This window comes from Edaphocola flava, assembly GCF_004118155.1.
In the GTDB taxonomy this organism is placed as follows: Bacteria; Bacteroidota; Bacteroidia; order Chitinophagales; family Chitinophagaceae; genus Edaphocola; species Edaphocola flava.
In genome coordinates, this window is the sequence record NZ_SAIQ01000004.1 from 124,873 (window position 1) to 143,309 (window position 18,437).

The 18,437-nt window shown below is 44.2% G+C and carries 13 protein-coding genes; 7 read left to right on the forward strand and 6 right to left on the reverse strand.

Annotated features, from left to right (window positions below):
• Positions 1-6: 6 nt before the first annotated feature.
• The 6 genes from EMP01_RS12775 to lon all read right to left on the reverse strand — a co-directional run bounded on the left by EMP01_RS12775 (position 7) and on the right by lon (position 10,699).
• Entirely contained in the window at positions 7-363 is a 357-nt protein-coding gene (locus EMP01_RS12775) for a hypothetical protein (protein ID WP_129021939.1), read from the reverse strand.
• Between the two features lie 168 nt (positions 364-531).
• Positions 532-2,514, reverse strand: a complete 1,983-nt coding sequence (locus EMP01_RS12780) for a T9SS type A sorting domain-containing protein (protein WP_129021940.1) — start codon at positions 2,512-2,514, stop codon at positions 532-534.
• A gap of 214 nt (positions 2,515-2,728) precedes the next feature.
• Positions 2,729-4,060, reverse strand: a complete 1,332-nt coding sequence (nhaA, locus tag EMP01_RS12785; RefSeq protein WP_129021941.1) for a Na+/H+ antiporter NhaA — start codon at positions 4,058-4,060, stop codon at positions 2,729-2,731.
• An 89-nt stretch (positions 4,061-4,149) separates the two neighbouring features.
• Entirely contained in the window at positions 4,150-4,527 is a 378-nt protein-coding gene (locus EMP01_RS12790) for a hypothetical protein (RefSeq protein ID WP_129021942.1), read from the reverse strand.
• Positions 4,528-4,622: 95 nt separating this feature from the next.
• A complete protein-coding gene (locus tag EMP01_RS12795) occupies positions 4,623-8,141 on the reverse strand; it encodes a LamG-like jellyroll fold domain-containing protein (protein WP_129021943.1) in 3,519 nt (1,172 codons plus the stop codon).
• A gap of 152 nt (positions 8,142-8,293) precedes the next feature.
• On the reverse strand, positions 8,294-10,699 hold the full coding sequence (lon, locus tag EMP01_RS12800; protein WP_129021944.1) for an endopeptidase La: 2,406 nt from the start codon (positions 10,697-10,699) through the stop codon (positions 8,294-8,296).
• Between the two features lie 177 nt (positions 10,700-10,876).
• Between lon and EMP01_RS12805 the strand changes: the two genes are divergently transcribed.
• The 7 genes from EMP01_RS12805 (at position 10,877) to EMP01_RS12835 (ending at position 18,400) form a co-directional block, all read left to right on the forward strand.
• Positions 10,877-11,587: a porin family protein gene (locus EMP01_RS12805; RefSeq protein ID WP_129021945.1), complete on the forward strand. Its 711-nt coding sequence runs from the start codon at positions 10,877-10,879 to the stop codon at positions 11,585-11,587.
• A 112-nt stretch (positions 11,588-11,699) separates the two neighbouring features.
• Positions 11,700-12,278 carry a peptide deformylase gene (gene def / locus EMP01_RS12810; protein WP_129021946.1) on the forward strand — a complete coding sequence of 193 codons (579 nt, stop codon included), beginning with the start codon at positions 11,700-11,702 and terminating at the stop codon, positions 12,276-12,278.
• A gap of 96 nt (positions 12,279-12,374) precedes the next feature.
• A complete protein-coding gene (locus tag EMP01_RS12815; RefSeq protein ID WP_129021947.1) occupies positions 12,375-12,689 on the forward strand; it encodes a hypothetical protein in 315 nt (104 codons plus the stop codon).
• The gene (locus tag EMP01_RS12820) at positions 12,686-13,468 is read left to right on the forward strand and encodes an ABC transporter substrate-binding protein (protein WP_129021948.1); all 783 of its coding nucleotides are present in this window, start codon (positions 12,686-12,688) and stop codon (positions 13,466-13,468) included. Before EMP01_RS12815 ends, EMP01_RS12820 begins: the two co-directional genes overlap by 4 nt.
• 160 nt (positions 13,469-13,628) lie before the next feature.
• The gene (gene secA / locus EMP01_RS12825) at positions 13,629-16,949 is read left to right on the forward strand and encodes a preprotein translocase subunit SecA (RefSeq protein WP_129021949.1); all 3,321 of its coding nucleotides are present in this window, start codon (positions 13,629-13,631) and stop codon (positions 16,947-16,949) included.
• A gap of 270 nt (positions 16,950-17,219) precedes the next feature.
• The gene (locus EMP01_RS12830) at positions 17,220-17,705 is read left to right on the forward strand and encodes a hypothetical protein (RefSeq protein ID WP_129021950.1); all 486 of its coding nucleotides are present in this window, start codon (positions 17,220-17,222) and stop codon (positions 17,703-17,705) included.
• Between the two features lie 110 nt (positions 17,706-17,815).
• The gene (locus EMP01_RS12835) at positions 17,816-18,400 is read left to right on the forward strand and encodes a hypothetical protein (RefSeq protein WP_129021951.1); all 585 of its coding nucleotides are present in this window, start codon (positions 17,816-17,818) and stop codon (positions 18,398-18,400) included.
• Positions 18,401-18,437: the final 37 nt, after the last annotated feature.

Genomic DNA, 18,437 nt, shown 5'->3' on the forward strand with positions numbered 1-18,437 from the left:
ACAGATTTATGATGACTGCTCCGGAGTTTGTGATGCAGTCGTTTTGCGTACAGAAACGATCGCTAAGATACCCAGCACAAGGTCCGTTACAAATGCAGGAATGAACAGGTAATGTGTCAGCAGCAGGGCATTTAAGCCAAACAGCAATGTGGTTGCTAAGAGGCAGATGGCAGCAGTCTTCTTATCTATAAATATAAATATGATGCTGATACCACGGATCACGATGAGCAAACCCGAAGCAATGGGCAGTGCTGCAGGAGAATGGTCGCTTAGTGAGGCTACTGTTGAGCGGACTAAAAAGATGCTCAGGATCAGGGCAATTATGGCCAGTATCCTGATGGGTTTTTTGTATGGAGTATTCATATTGAATATGCAATTATAGTATAATGATATGGATAGTATACCGACTGCGAATATACCCAGTTTTAGCCTGATTATAGCGAAGACTATAGGTATATATCCGCAAAATAAAGCCCCGATACTGCATTGCACGAGTATCGGGGCTTTGGTTAATGTATTATGACAATATAATTATTGAATCACTACCGGCATAGATTTCAGCTGATTACCATTATGCTGCACCCGTATCATATATACACCAGGAGCCAGTTTCGGTAAAGTAATCTGCGATTGCATATTACTTTGGCTACCTTCAAATAAGGTATTGTTTACCCTGCCGGTCACATCATAGATTTGTACTTTGATGTTGTCCGATGGCTTAATCGTGCCTTTAAAATCAAGTTGTATATACTCATGTGCCGGATTAGGCGATATGCTTACACCGGTAACGGCTGTCTGTACGTTATTCAGCTCTTTTTTGTAGAACGTACTTCCTGTAGTACAGTCAAACAGGCCATCTGCAGGCACATCTGTAACCGCGAGGAAGGGCTGTTCTTCTCCTGTGATGACATTATGTTCCATTACAGTATTGCTTGCCGCATCTACGTGATAGAAAAGATAACTAGGCACACAGTAGTTATTGCTGCATGAAGGATTGCCATTCATATCCGTGCGGATAAATTTCATGTTCAGGCGGTTTGGTGCAGGATTCCATAACGGTGCATTCAGGATAATATCCGTCATGGGGCTGTTGTTATACCGTACCGTCGTTTTAGGCCCCCAGGCCAAATTGCTCATACCACCCCCGAGTTCAGGATAGCTGTTAGGGTCAGTATTGTCTACCCCTGTTCCCATAAGCGATTCTATAGTAGACCAATACAGCGTTCTGATAGACAGGTTGCCTGTAGTAGTTGTAAATAGCCTCATTTCGGCAAGGTATGGGTTTATATTATCTGGTGATGTGGCATTGTTTTGTCCGCCACAGTGAAAAAATGACTGGAAACCACCGAGTATGACCGAACTCACAGTACTGGTATTCATATTGCCCATGATGACATTAGTACCCCAAGTATAGTCAGCCTGGTTATTCAGCCCGTTATTCAGCCCGCTTGCCGGGACAAGGGTATTGCGGTCTACACTGGTAATGTTTACAAATAAAGGTGCTATATCAATGGAAGATGGGTGGGCGGCACAGTAGTTACTGAAGATATAGGCATTGGCCGGATCGGCCGGATCTTCCCAGATATCGAAGCTGGTCGATTTTAAATTGTTAGGCTGCAGTGGTGCTGGAATGTCTAGCGGAACATCTACCAGGGGACTGAGGGTAACAGGATCTACAATCATGTTCATCATGGCCACCTCTGCATTACTGGCGCTGTTACACATACCACCCAGCCATAAGGTATTGTCGCTGAGCATCTTCACCCTATGGGCCACATCATAGTCGTCCGGTCCGCCATTCCAGTCATATGTTTTCATAGCTGCTACACGGTCATTGACGAAGTCATACCGGATCAGGAAGGCGCTTTTAGTATCGGCAAAAGTTGGTTCGATGCCCGGCAGTATGGATGTGGTCATAAACCCGCAGATATACATGACATCACCGCTGGGATCGATCTCTGTGCCCAAAGGCCGGAGATTAATACCGATACCATTTTGTACACTGATTACCTTGTTAGTGAGGTAGTTACCTGCCGCATCAACAGTAATCAGTTGTACGCCACTATTTCCTGGTGCACCGTTGATCGGGTCGTAGGTCGTTACAATAACTCCTTTCCCGGAGTTGAGGTAATGCATGCCTACGGCACGTTCTGCATATTCCGGATTATTGAAGACCATGCTTACGGGAGTAGCAGAAGTGGCATCAAACATGAGCAGGTGTGCGGCATGATCGCCGGGATTATTGTCAAAATCATACATAGTACCTGCCATGGAGTATTCGTCCAGGCCCGGTTGCTGCACAGTGCAGTAGTTTTTCAGGTCATAGCCATCATATACCTGACTGATCTCTTTAGGCACCTGCGCCTGTGCTGGCGGTGTCATTATGCCCAGGGCGCAGAGCAGGCCCAGTGAGCGGAATGCTCTGTGCCATCCGGAGCGGTTAGTGATGGCCGGTCGTGCGGTTAAGCGGGACACATGCGATAAGGTTTTTGGGGTAGTGTTGTGTTGCGGCATTTCATGGGTTTTTATAAATGAACGGCAATATTACCGGTAAGTCGTTGAGTAATAGTGCTTTAAATTATAAATTATATTGTTGAAATACAACGTTTTATGATAATTTAATTCACTTTAGTGAAAATAAATTACATAATAATGACCTTGCCTTATGGATATTGTTTTATAAAACAATATCCATAAGGCAAGGTCATGAAGCAATAAAGTAAGAAAATTAGCCCTGCTTTTTGGAGGTTTTGCGGAGCAGGAAGTACCCAATTACACCACCGATGATGGACGCAACAAAGATGCCTACCTTGGCCTGAGTCATATACAGCTCATCCGTAAATGCCAGTGAGGTTACAAACAGCGACATGGTAAAGCCGATTGCGGCCAGGAAGCCCAGCCCGAGGAGGTTACGGAAATGCATGCCATCAGGATATGGGGCAATCTTGAGCTTAATGCACAGCAGGGTAAAACCTACTACACCAACCACCTTTCCGATCAGCAGCCCCAGTCCTACACCAAGGCTCACATTGGTATTGAAGAGGGTCGATACATCCATATCCAGCGCTATGCCGGCATTGGCCAGTGCAAAAACAGGAATGACAATAAAGGTTACGAACGGATGCAGTGCATGCTCCAGTTTTTGCATAGGAGGTATAGCACCATCCGTTTCTTTACTGATATGATCCAGTGTGTGTAACTGCTCTCCGGTCAGTACCGGGTGCTCATCGTTCCGGTCTGCTTCTCTGAATTGTTGCAGGTATTGCTGTACACGGTCTATATATAGTGCTTCTTTTACCTTGACACGGGTAGGGATAGTGAAGGCTGCCAGTACCGCTGCTATGGTAGCATGTACACCCGACAACAGGAAGGCGGTCCATACACCCAGTATGCCAAATATGGCATAGAACAGTACGTTTCTGATGCCTATTCTGTTGCCAACCATCATAATCAGCAAGAAGACCAAACCGATCACCAGCTTCATAATGGAAATATCGGAAGTGTAAAAGAATGCAATGACGAGTACGGCACCCAGGTCGTCTACAATAGCCAGGGCGGTTAAGAATATTTTTAATGATAAGGGTATGCGATCGCCCAGGAGGTATAAAACGCCTAGCGCAAATGCAATATCGGTAGCCATAGGTATACCCCAGCCACTGCTCACATCGGCTCCGGGATTGAGTACAAAGTAGATCAGTGCCGGTACCAGCATACCACCGAGCGCTGCCGCGATGGGCAGCAATGCATTGCGGGGATTGGATAATTCTCCTGCTACAATCTCACGCTTTAATTCCAGGCCTACCACAAAAAAGAAAACAGACATCAGGCCATCATTGATCCAGTGATGCAGGTTATACTCCAGCACAGGACGATCATTGAAGCGGAAGCCGAAACGCTGTTCGAAAAAATGAAAATATTGTTCGGCCCAGGGAGAATTGGCCAGAATCAGGGCCAGCACTACACTGATGCCTAATACTATGCCGCCTGATTTTTCCTGTTGAATGAATCGCTGAATGGGTTTGATTGCTTTTTCAATAGGTGATGAATACTGGTTGGACATAATAGAATTTTGAGTGGAGAAAGTATGCTAAGATACAGAAAATTGCCGTTTGGGGGGTGAAAAATGCCTCTTTTCGCTGTATTCCGGCATCAAAGTTCACTTTCAACAGGCTTATAAAACCATGCTTCCCTGTTACGGCCAATCTTACTGCAGCTGGCGGCTGTATAATTGGTTCTGCAGCATCCATATATCCTGCTGTTATGTGCAGACAGTGTACTGTCCGGCCCATATTTTGCTCTGCCTTCATCATAATCCATTCTGCCTTCATCATAATCCATTCTGACTTTATCATAATCCGTTCTGCCTTCATCATAATTCGTTCTGACTTTAGCATAATTCGTTCTGACTTTAGCATAATTCGTTCTGCCTTCATCATAATCCATTCTGACTTTATCATAATCCATTCTGATTACGTCATCATTACTTCTGACTTCATCATAATCGCCTCTGATCTGCTGTTTATACATTCTTCACCAACCGCGGCTATACAAAGCGATCCCGGCTGATATATCAGCCGGGATCGCTTTGTATAGCCGGTATTCGGCCAGGGTTATTTGAGGTACTATTTAATAATAATCTTTTGGACAGCCTGGCTGTTATCACTGTTCATGCGCAGCATATACACACCGGCAGCAAGGCCTTGTGCATTGATGTTGTGCTCAGCTGTACCGCCATAACAGTCAAATGCATCTTTCAGTACTACCTGGCCCAATGAGTTGGTCAGTTCCAGGTTTACCGTACCGCTAAAGCCTGCGGCACTTACCGTAAAGTTACCGTTGTTCGGATTCGGGTACACGCTTACGTGTTTGCTCAGGTCTTTATCGTTCAGTTTTAAAGGCCAGCCTACCGTAAAGGTGTAGAACACCTGTGCTCCGAAATCGGGCTGGAATGTCTTCAGTGTCTGACCGTTATTGCCATTCAGGATCGCAAAGGTTCCGCTGCCCTGGGCAGTATTGGCCCACCATTGCAAACCATCACCTACGCCACCGGCACCATTATCGTCCAGGGTCAGGGTATAACAGTCAAATGGTAAGTTCAGCGTATCATTATAAGTAGTATTTGCCGTCATGCCTGTTTTGGACAGGACTACAGTACCGGCCATATTGCGGATGGTTAAGGTATTCTCCTGCGGGCTACTGTTGGTCTTCAGTTTGAAGACAACTTTTTGTGTCGGCAGTACATCCGGCAGATTGTACTTAGAGATGCCGGTATCATTGCCTGCATATTCATCAGTAGTATTATTTGCGCCGGAGATCCATGCCAGGAAGCGGTTTGTGTTATCGCCCACCCAGAATGAAGAAGTATTTACCGGAAGGTCTACGATAGCCGTATCGAGGAATTTCAGGTTGCCGCTCCAGTTATAGCTGGCTTCCTGTCCGCCCGATACTTTGTATTTGATCACCGCGCTGGTCAGATTATTCTTACCGGCATTGCGGATCACTACCTGCGGGTTAACGCAGATCGGGTTCATGCGGGACAGTACAAAATCATCGCTCGGTTTACGTACCGTATAGATCTCTGCATCGTTGTTACGACCTGGTGTTTTATACTCGATCAGTTGCAGGCCTACATTGTAGTTACCATTATAGGTAGCTTCATTACCAGCAGGTGCCGCAGCAATCTGGTAGTCCAGGTTGATCTGTCCGCCACTGATATACTGTGATACATTCATGTCATGCGATTCGATAATGTCTCCAGGGCACCATCCTTCGCGACGGTAAACCCATGTACCCCCCTGAGGGAAGATCGGGTTCACCGAACAATCGGTACGCTCGATACGGAAGGTTTTGATTGTCTGACCATTCGATTTATAATAGTGATTATTATACATGAATTCACAACAGCCGTTAGGGTAAGCCGGTCCTGCATTTTCCGCACCACCGTGTCCGCTCACATAGCTTCTGAATTTCACCTGGTCGGTTCCGGCTTTCAGGGTAATGTTCTTAGGAGATAATACCGTGTCCGATACGATAGCTCCGTATTTGTAAGATCTGTAACCATTCTGCGGCCATGGCTGTGCAATGTGGTTTACTTCCGCAGCAGGCTGCCCTTTGATGAAGGCAAAGCGTACATTCTGTAACTCCTGCGTGCTGCCCACCTCCAGGTCTACCGTATCCTGCAGGAGCGGGTAGTAATCTGTTACATCATAGATGCGGGTACGGCCGGTACCCAGGTCCAGGTTGATGCCGTAAGGAGAGATGCTACGACCGATCTCATACTGTACAGTATTGCTGTACCAGTTGATGTCGTGATTATAGATTACGCTATCCAGCACATTCAGGGTAGAATCTGTTTTTACACCATTGGTATAGGTGTATCTATATTTCTGTGTCCATACATTCAGTGTATCGGTACTGATTCCCGGATTTACAGGTGAGTTATCACTGATGATCTGGTTCGCACCGGGATTACCATATATATATACAGTTGCTGGTGCTTTATATACCGTATCCGTTACCAGTACAGAATCTGTTGTGCTGGTATAGGTATTGCGTTCGAACTGGATCTGGGGTCTCCAGCTCAGTTTTTGTACATTGTAGTAGTAGTCTCTTGGTTTGATTTTTTGCCACCAGAGATTGTTGTTGATGTTACCGGATGCCTGTGCATTGGCCGATGCATCGGTTACCACAGAACCAATACCGGTATTGATGCGGTAATCGGCTTTCAGGTGTGCAAAATCAGGGTGCGCGGCCGTAATATCTTTACCAACCCATTCCTTAATGTCAGTTTCAGAAAGCTTTTTATCCCAGATACGCAGATGCGATAATTTGCCCAGGTAGTTGTATCCACCTTCGCGCGACTCACCAATGAAGAACTCACCGCCATTAGGTTGTGTGTTCACACCTGTTCTTCGTTTGGTGTACACCAGCTTACCGTTCATATAAAAACGGAAGGTATCTGTTGCGTAGGTCACCGTCATCTGTTTCCAGGAGTTCTTTGTATTCGGACCGGAGAAGATTGGCTCCTGGCTGTTGGCACTGCTCCAGAGATTCAGTCGGTAACTATTGTTCGGGCTGGTCGTACGCATGGTGAAATCCGCACTGTTGCTGCCTCTGCGGCCTGCGCTGAACAATGTTCCTTCAGGGGAAATGAAGGAATCTACATTCATCCAGATCTCATAAGTACGCGGGGCATTACCGCTGAACATGTTTACACTGGCAGGGAAACGTACATTACCGCCCTGTGCCTGAGATGTGCTCAATGCATAGTTGCCGGTAGTGCTGTACAGACCGGAGGTATAGCTGGTATTTTCGCCAAGTAACTGATTTGCAGTCGCCGTGCTGTTGTTGTCGAAGGAGAAATCAATCAGCAGATTGGAGGTGCCATTCCAGTTGAATGGTGTATTGAACTGGAAGTTATTCAGACCGGCAGTAGTAATTACACGGTTATAATTGTACACCCTGGTCAGTGTATCTACCTCCATTGCCGCTACATCAAAATTGTCGTAAGGCACTTGTTTGATGCGGATCTGCAGGTTGTTGAGGGTAGCATTACTGCCCTGGAAGTTAAGCTTGATACCGGTGATATTGCCGGCAGTCAGACCTGCTGTCTGCAGCTCAGATGCTTTCCATACAAACTGTGCTCTTTCCTTACCTGCCGCCAGGTTGAATGGGTGTGGCTGTGCAACGGTTGCTGCGCCCACGGTATAGTTGCTGGTAGCCGTATTGGTTGGTACGGTATTATAGATCCACGATTTGTACAGGTCAAACTGCGGATTGATGGCATAGCGCAGGCTATCCGGGCTGGAGCCATTGTACAGCTTAAAGTAGCGACCTGCTTTAGCAGTAGAGTCCAGTACTCCACGATGATCATAAATGTTATTGAAGTAGATGTAATCCCATTCTCCACAGGCATAGTTACCATCGCCCGATACGGTTGGGTAACACTTGATGGTGAAGTACATCAGGACCTTACGATACTGCTCATTAGCAGTAGGGAAGAAGAACTTGGCTCTCCTGGTCCACAGCGAATCGTAAGTGTATGTCTGCACCCAGGTAGTATCCTGTGCCCGGCTTTCAATCGATGGCGTGAGGGCCGATAAAACCAGTGCAGCGCATAGTGATTTGTAAAGATTGTTCATATGCTGCTATAAAATTAAAATTAGGCTTACGAAAATAATTAAAAATAGCTTAACATATCTGTATTATTTTAAACCAATTGTGGATAACAGACACAAAAAAAGCATACAGTATGAGGGCTGTATGCTTTAGTAATTTATTTGAACTATTTGATTTATTTCTTAACCAGTGCCAGGTCCAGTACTTCTTTCATCTGGGTGACATAGTGGAATTTCAGTCCTTTGATAAAGGCTGGTGTGATTTCCTCTACATCGCTTCTGTTCTGTGCACAGAGAATAATCTCTTTGGCACCGGAGCGTTTGGCTGCCAGTATTTTTTCCTTAATGCCTCCTACCGGTAATACCTGTCCTCTGAGGGTAATCTCACCGGTCATGGCCAGGCGATTACGCACTTTGCGACCGGTAAATGCCGATGCCAGTGAAGTCAGCATGGTAATACCTGCACTAGGTCCGTCTTTGGGCTGTGCCCCTTCCGGAACGTGGATGTGTATATTGGTTTCGTCGAAACGGCCGATAGGAATATTATAAGTATCGCAATGCGCTTTCAGATAAGACAGGGCAGTTGTGGCACTTTCTTTCATTACATTACCCAGGTTACCCGTCAGGGTAAGTATACCTTTGCCTTTGCTCAATATGGTTTCGATAAAAAGGATATCGCCGCCCACGTAGGTCCAGGCCAGGCCCATCACAATGCCCGGTATATTTACACTGGCATATTCATCATTCATATACACCGGTCTGCCCAGGGCTGTGCGCACCACTTCTGCTTTTACAGTAGGAGAGATGGCTTTTTCCATGGCTACATCCATAGCCAGGTGTCTCATTACCCCGGCTACTTTACGATCCAGTTCACGAACACCCGACTCGCGGGTATAACTCTCGATCAGTTGCTGCAGTACGGTATTGCTGAAGTTCAGTTTATAATCTGCCAGGCCATGAGCCTCTTTTTGTTTCGGGATCAGGTGCTTTTTGGCAATCTCGATCTTCTCCTCAATAGCATAACCACTCAGGTTAATGATCTCCAGGCGATCTCTCAGGGCATGCGGTATCGCACTCAGATTATTGGCTGTAGCGATGAACAGCACCTTTGACAGATCATATTCTGTCTCCAGATAGTTGTCATAGAAAGAGTGGTTCTGTTCCGGATCCAGGATCTCCAGCATAGCAGAGCTCGGGTCTCCTTTAAAATCTTTGCCCAGCTTATCTATCTCATCCAGGATAAATACCGGGTTAGATGATTTGGCTTTTTTCAAAGACTGAATAATACGGCCCGGCATTGCACCGATATAGGTTTTGCGGTGGCCGCGCAGTTCGCTCTCATCGCTTACCCCGCCCAGGCTCAGGCGCACAAATGTGCGGTTGATGGCTTTGGCAATAGAGTGTGCCAGCGATGTTTTACCGATACCCGGAGGTCCTACAAAACACAGGATAGGTGATTTCATATCACCTTTCAGCTTCAGTACCGCCAGGTATTCCAGTATGCGCTCTTTGATCTTTTCCATACCGAAATGATCGGCATCCATTACTTTCATCACCTTTTTAAGGTCATACTTATCTGTAGTATATTCGTTCCAGGGCAGGTCCAGCATCAGTTCTGCGTGATTATACACTATAGAATAGTCTGGCGTGCTCGGATGCATACGCTCCAGCTTCTCAATATCTTTATAGAACACCTCTTCTGTTTTGGTATTCCACTTTTTAGCTTCTCCTTTTTTGCGTAAGTCGCTAATTTCCTTTTCATTACCCTCATTCAGCTCATCTTTGATCGACTTCAGCTGCTGCTGCAGGAAATATTCTCTCTGCTGCTTGTCCATTTCACCACGGGCCTTATTGGTGATCTCATTTTTCAGTTCTGCCATTTGCAGATCTGCCTGTAACAAAGTCAGCAACTGGCTGGTGCGCTCACGGATGTCGCTCATTTCCAGCAATTGCTGTTTCTCCGACAGTTTAGCATCCAGGTTAGTGGCAATAAAGTGAATCAGGAAAGAATGGCTTTCAATATTCTTCAGCATCATACCCGTTTCCAGCTGGATGTTCGGGGAGAGTTGAATAATACGTTCTGCAATATCCTTCATTGAAGAGATCATGGCATCATACTCCTTATCGGCTTTGGGGAATTTATCGTCGAGATATTTCACCTCAGCTTTCAGGTAAGGACTGCTTTGGGTATATTTTTTTACTTCGAAGCGCATACGGCCCATGATGAACAGGGTAGTGTTACCATCCGGCAGTTTGATGTGCTTGATGATCTTGGCTACCGTGCCTACCGAATATATCTCATCGGTATCCGGGTGTTCATTATTGGCATCTTTCTGTGCCAGTACACCAATCAGGCCATCACCTTTCTGTACGGCTTCTATAGCCTGCAGCGATTTGTCGCGGGCTACCGTGATCGGTAATACTACATTCGGAAACAATACGGTATTGCGTAAAGCTATTATGGGCAGTTCTTTAGGTAATTTCTTTTTATCTTCTTCCTGTATTTCGGTCTCACCCAACGGCACGATCGGCAGAAACTCCAGATCGTTTGTGTTGTTATTTATTAAATCCTTAAGGTTCATCAAATTTGATTTTCGTGTATCGTTACGATATGTGACAAGTTGGCAATGTTGCAGACAAAAAAGGTGCAATACTACCTGACACTATATAAGGTTCAATTAATATGCCAGAAATAATATGCTGAAATAATTTCAGTATTTTGCCAGGCAGACCTATATTTGTGAAAAATGACAAACTATATGAAAAAACTTATTACCTCTTCATTAGCAATGCTTTGCATATATGGAGCCCAGGCTCAGGAAAATCCTGGCGGGCATATGACTAAATCTGCCCCTAAAACAAAAGTAGGTTCTGTTTACTTTTCTACCCAGATGGATGGCTATATCCTGTCTACAGCTATGTATAATGGTACAAAAGTGGCTAACAGCAATATCGGTACACCGCGTTTTACCGCGTTCCTGCACATTGGTACAACTGCACATTATAACTTCAACAGCCATGTAGGTCTGTTCAGTGGTCTGGGTATCAAGAATATAGGTTTCATTGAGAAATTCGATAATTCTGACTCTACCGTAAAACGCCGCGTGTACACGATCGGTTTACCACTGGGTCTGAAAGTAGGTAATATGTTTGGTACCTATGGTATGATTGGTGGTGGTGTAGACTTCCCGTTCAATTTCAGAGAGAAAGGTTTTGTGAAAAGAGGTAAAAAGGAAAAATTCAATGAATGGTTTGGCCAGCAGACACCTGCTGTAATGCCTTACGTATTTGTTGGTGCGCACTTTAAGCCGGGCCTGAATGTGAAACTGCAATACTATCCGACCAACTTCCTGAATCCGGATTATGTAAAGACTGTAAATAATGTATCTACAAAACCTTATGCCGGTTATAATGTAAACCTGGCGATGGTTACCCTGGGTATCGATATTCCTTACCGTCCTAAAAGCTAATTATACAGGCATATTTTCAGGATATGCCTCAGGTGATTTGTATGACATAACCATGCCATACAAATCACTTTTTTTATTATCTTTGCCCACTTATTATTAGAGCAATTTTTAGATGATTTTACCAATAGTAGCATACGGACATCCGGTACTGAGAAAAATTAGTGCAGATATAAATGCGGATTACCCTGAACTGAAAAAACTGATTGCAGATATGTGGGAAACTATGTATCATAGCAATGGAGTAGGCATTGCCGCTCCGCAAATCAATAAAGCTATACGTTTATTCGTAGTAGATACTGACCAGATCGTAGAAGGATTTGATGATGAGGATAAAAAAGAATATCCTAATGAAAAGTCGATCAAAAGTGTATTTATCAATGCACATGTAGTACGAATGGAGGGTGATGAATGGGCTTATAATGAAGGCTGCCTGAGCATTCCTAAAGTGCGTGAAGATGTAATGCGTCCCTCATCTATTACCCTGGCTTACCTGGATGAAAATTTTGAACCGCAGGAAAAAACATTCGATGGTATTACTGCCCGTGTAATCATGCATGAGTATGATCATATCGATGGTAAATTATTTATCGATTATCTTGCGCCCATCAAAAAGAGATTGATCAAGAAGAAGTTAGATGATATATCTAAAGGTAAGGTAAACATGGGCTACAGAATGATCTATCCTAAATAACCGTATACCTGACACAAGATTATGAAACAATTCATAAATAGATTTTTCAGCAGGCCACCAGTAATTTTTCCTTTGGTGGCTTGTTTTTTGCTCTTCATGGCAGTGAATGAGGTGCAGCTGTTCCTGACGAATGGTGATACCGATTTCATATATAAGATAAGGCCTGCCATCATGATCCTGATGACCATATTCTGGATCGGCGCTACCTTATTCCAGAAGTGGGGTGCACTGGGCTTCCTGCTGCTGACGGCATTGACTGTATCGGTCTTTTACTTTGCCACCGGTATGGAATATAAGCGTCTGCTGGATATCTTAATGTTATATATCCCATATGAAGGCAAGGTATTGCCGGTGCCGGTAAATATCCTGTTCTCTTTTGCCATCCTGTACTATTACCGCAGAATGGAATGAGTTATCCCGTACAAGATATGATGGGGCAAGAGCTGCGACTGGAAGGTATTCCCAGGCGTATTGTATCTCTGGTTCCTTCACAGACAGAACTGTTATATGATCTTGGCCTGGAGGAGGAAGTGGTAGGAATCACCAAATTCTGTATCCACCCCGAAGCCTGGTTTCGTGCCAAAGCGAGGGTTGGCGGTACCAAGACGGTACATTTCGACAGGGTGCAGGCACTGCAACCCGATCTCATTATTGCCAACAAGGAAGAGAATGTGCAGGATCAGGTAGAAGCTCTGCGCGCCATTGCCCCGGTATGGGTAAGCGATATCCGCAGCCCGGAAGATAATCTGGAGATGATACGCCAGATCGGCCTTTTAACCGGAACCAGTCCAAAAGCGGAGGCGATCATACAGCAGTTGCAGTCCGACTTTGCGTCTTTGCCTTTAGCTAATTGCCTGGGCAGGAAAGTGGCTTACCTGATCTGGTATAATCCTGTTATGGCCGCCGGGAACGATACTTTTATTCATGAGGTATTATCCCGCATTGGTTTTGAAAATGTACTTAAAGATGCACCGCGTTATCCAGAGCTGGACATGGAGACATTACAGCAGCTGCAGCCGGAATTGTTATTACTGAGTTCAGAGCCTTTTCCATTTGCCGAAAAACATATTAAAATATTTCAGGAACACCTGCCGGAAACAACCATCATGCTGGTAGACGGAGAGCTGTTCAGCTGGTATGGCAGTCGTATGCTCCATGCTGTGACATATTTTTACGAGTTATTTATTTAACTTGGCGAAAAAATATTTTTATTTGCGACTTTTTGGCACCTGCCTTATTGTAGCACAGAATTTGAGATTGTAAAATTATACTTTAACTTCGCAACACCTTATTTTAACCGCAGGGGTGTTTCGCAACATAAATGCGGCAACCATAACAAACACAGCAAAGATGTTAGGATTTTTATCAAAGCTACTTGGTGGCAGTAAGTCTGAGAAAGATATTAAGAAACTTCAGCCAATCGTTAAACAAATTAATGAGCACTTCGAAAGTTACCGTTCATTATCTAACGATGAGCTTAGACATAAAACACAGGAATTCCGTGCAAGAATCAGTGAATATTTAACGGATATAGATGCACAGATTGCTGCCCGCAAAACAGATGCTGAAGCGATTGAAGACCTGCATACACGCGAAGCGGTACTGAACGAAGTTGATAAGCTGGGTAAAACAAGAAACGAGAAGTTAGAGGAAGTTCTGGAGCAGATTCTGCCGGAAGCGTTTGCTGTAATGAAAGAGACTGCACGTCGCTTTGCTGAAGGTCAGCCGCTGGTATCTACTGCAACTGAACTGGATAAAGAAATGGTTGCTCAGGGACGTACAAATTTACGTCTGGAAGGCGACCAATCAATATATAATACAAGCTGGCAGGCTGCCGGTGTAGATGTAACCTGGAACATGGTACACTATGATGTGCAGCTGATTGGTGGTACGGTACTGCATCAGGGTAAGATCTCTGAGATGGCTACCGGTGAGGGTAAAACCCTGGTATCCACACTGCCTACTTACCTGAATGCACTTGCCGGCCTTGGTGTGCACCTGGTTACGGTAAATGATTACCTGGCCCGTCGTGACTCTGAGTGGAACGGCCCTGTGTTTGAATGGTTAGGATTAAGAGTAGATTGTATCGACAAGCATCAACCAAACTCTGCTGCACGTCGTAATGCTTATAACGCAGATATCACTTATGGTACCAATAACGAATTTGGTTTTGACTACCTGCGTGATAACATGGTACACCGTCCGGAAGAGATGGTGCAGCGTAAACACCACTTTGCCGTTGTGGATGAGGTGGATAGCGTACTGATCGATGATGCACGTACTCCATTGATCATTTCTGGTCCGGTACCTAAAGGTGATGATCAGCAATTCCAGTTCCTGAAACCAAGAATTGAGAAAATTGTTGAAGTGCAGAGACGCGTGGTAAACCAGGCGCTGAACGAAGCGAAAAAACTGATTAAAGAAGGTAAAGTAGATAAAGATACCGGTGGTCTGCAATTATACCGTGCCTATAAAGGTATGCCTAAGAATGGTGCCATTATCAAATTCCTGAGTGAAGAAGGTAACCGCCAGATCATGCAGAAGGCGGAAAACCATTATATCGCTGAACAACAGCGCAATATGCCTAAGGTATATGAAGAGCTGTATTTCTATATAGATGAAAAACAAAATAGCGTAGACCTTACCGAAAAAGGTCTGGCAATGATTACCGGTGATGCAGAAGATACTAGCTTCTTTATCTTACCGGATATCAGTACTGGTCTGGCTGCAATTGAAAACAACAACGAGAGCGAAGAGGTTAAAGCACAACAGAAAGACCTGCTGTTACAGGACTACGCTGCAAAAGCAGACCGTATCCACTCTGTACAACAATTACTGAAAGCGTATACTTTATTTGAAAAAGATGTAGAGTATGTCGTGATCGATGATAAAGTGAAGATCGTAGATGAGCAGACCGGCCGTATTATGGAAGGTCGCCGTTACTCTGATGGTTTACACCAGGCGATCGAAGCAAAAGAGAATGTACATATCGAAGCCGCTACGCAAACCTTTGCGACGGTAACCTTACAGAACTACTTCCGTATGTACCACAAATTAGGTGGTATGACCGGTACTGCCGAAACAGAAGCAGGCGAGTTCTGGGAGATCTACAAACTGGATGTGGTAAACATTCCTACCAACCGTTCTATCCAGCGTAAAGACCAGCAGGATCTGGTGTACAAAACGAAACGTGAAAAGTATAAAGCTGTAATCGACGAAGTAGAAGCACTGCGGGCTATCGGCCGCCCAATCCTGGTAGGTACTACTTCTGTAGAGGTTTCTGAGTTGCTGAGCCGTATGATGCAGCAACGCAAAATTCCACATAATGTATTGAATGCCAAGCAACATGCTCGCGAAGCTCAAGTAGTAAGTGAGGCTGGTTTGCCAGGTGCTGTGACCATCGCTACCAACATGGCGGGTCGTGGTACGGATATTAAATTGGGCGAAGGAGTTAAAGAGGCCGGTGGTCTGGCCATTATCGGTACAGAACGCCATGAGAGCCGTCGTGTAGACCGCCAGTTACGTGGTCGTGCAGGTCGTCAGGGAGATCCGGGTAGTTCACAATTCTTTGTGTCACTGGAAGATGAACTGATGCGTTTATTTGGTTCTGAACGTATTGCTGCCCTGATGGACAGAATGGGCCATAAAGAGGGTGAGGTACTGCAACACAGCATGATCTCCAAATCTATCGAACGTGCACAGAAGAAAGTAGAAGAAAATAACTTTGGTATACGTAAGCGCTTGCTGGAATACGATGATGTAATGAATGCACAGCGTAACCAGATCTATAAACGCCGTCATAATGCCCTGTTCGGCGACCGCGTAGCGATTGATATCGACAATGCAATGTATGATGTAGCCAGCGACCTGATCGCTCAGTTCCAGGAAGGTATGAAATACGAAGCCTGGACGCTGGAAGTAATCAAACACCTTGCCTTCGAACCGCAACTGACTGCAGAGCAGGCAGGTAGTAATAATGCAGCTGAACTGTTATACGATGAGGCAAAAGCTTTCTATCAGCACAAATCCAACACTATGCGTGAGATCATGCTGCCACAGTTCATCAACATTAAAGAGCAAAGCCAGGGTCAGATCCAGTATGTGATGATCCCGTTCTCTGATGGTGTGAAAGGTATGCAGGTACAGGTAAGTCTGGATGAGGCAATTGAAAAAGAGATCAAACCGGTAGTGGAAAGCCTGGAGAAATCTATTACCCTTGCCCTGATCGACGAAGCATGGAAAGATCACCTGAGAGCAATGGACGATCTCAGAACATCTGTACAGATGGCCTCTTATGAGCAGAAAGATCCTTTACTGATCTATAAATTCGAAGCATTCGAACTGTTCAAGAAAATGCTGATGGAGACAAATAAAAGTATCATGTCTTTCTTATTCCGCGCCGGTGTACCGGTTCAGGAAGAACCACAACAGCATGTACAGCAGATCCCGCAGGAATATGCCGATTTTGAAGAGCTGTTTGATAACAGCAAGGAAATCGATCGCCGTGGTGAAGACTATGCTGCTGATGAAAATGATTATTATACCGAAGATCATGTTGAACCTAAGCACCAACCGGTTTCGGTTGAGCCTAAGATCGGTCGCAATGATCTGTGCCCTTGTGGTAGCGGTAAAAAATACAAACAATGCCACGGTGCACATGCTCCTGAGTAAGTAGCACCCGGTTTTAATAAAAGAGGCGGTAAGCATTATGCTTACCGCCTCTTTTTGCTTTTAAACTAAACAAAAGTATTGTGGTTAATAGGTGTATGTTATAAAAAGTAACTGATAGGAGAAATAAACAGTACAAAAGTTAGGAGCACAGAAAAGTGTAGCAATGAAACTGTTTGTAGGTTTGTATCTGTAATCAGGTTGCAACTCTTACCGGGAGTAATAAGTCCTCTGAAAGCCTGTATAAAGTGGAAGGGGCGAAAAAAAATCTATATGAAAATTATAAAATTATTTTGTGCTTTAATGTTTTGTTTACTTGTAGGATCTTCTTGTGCACTTGCACAAAAAAAGATTGGTGCTATTGAAAATGGCCTGCCGGTACTTAGAACAGATGAAAGCAGGATTAAAAATTTTCTGGTTACTTCTGGATATGCTGCTGTAGAATCTATCAATATAGCCACAGATAACAAAGTGTATGTATTGCAGATTATTGTTGTGTCCAAAGATGGAACGAGAGCATTATTAGCAAAAAAACTACTTAATGAAGGAGGCTCTTTGATTATTGATAATGAAAGTGTTGGCAACGACCTTATGTATAAACATACCTGTTCCGGCAACCCATGTAGCAATTGTGATTTTACCGGAACTTTTGATATAGGTTGTAAATGTGGTAAAGAAACAAATGGCCGATGCAATCACACCGTTTCATCAGAACTTTCTTTCCCATATCCAGAGTTTTATACGGCAATAGCTAATTGATTAGGTTAAACGTTCGTTTAGGTTGTTTCCCATTGAGCAAAAGAGAAACTGCCTTGTTTATCAGGCAGTTTCTCTTTAAATATGTTTCTTTGTAATGCTAATTTAAACCGATGAAATCTATACATCAGATACTAACCGCTATTATAATTTGTGTTTTGAGTTTATCGATGAGTTCCTGTAGCTTTTCGCAATCACAGGTTCCAGATAACAAGTACGCAATCACAGCGAAAAAACTAGATTCCCTCATTTCTAATAATGACACTAATGTAATTGTATTCTACACTACATGGTGTGGTGGCGCAAATGAAACAATAGATCAGTTTTATAAAGAAGCACAAGACAGTATTAACAGCAAGAAGCTACATAAGAAAATAGTATTGTTATTAGCTGACGATAAGGTGGATACAACTATTTTAGAAAAGCATAGGAGCTGGGGTATGGAATCATATTATATTCCATCATCTGGTACGTCTGCAATTGAGAATAGAAGTACTATAAAACAATTTATAAATCAATGTTTCCCAAAGAATAAAATTGAGTGGTTAGGTAGGGGGTTTAAGGTTCCAGCCGAAATTATTGTTGCCCCAAATAAAGTAATTCTAAATGAGAAAGATGATATGCAAGCTACTCGATTTGTTATTGAAAGAATTTTAGGTTTTCCTGTAGGTAAAATAGAAGTGGTGAATGCAAAATGATAAAATAGCAATATCAATCCCGCCAGAAAAATCATAA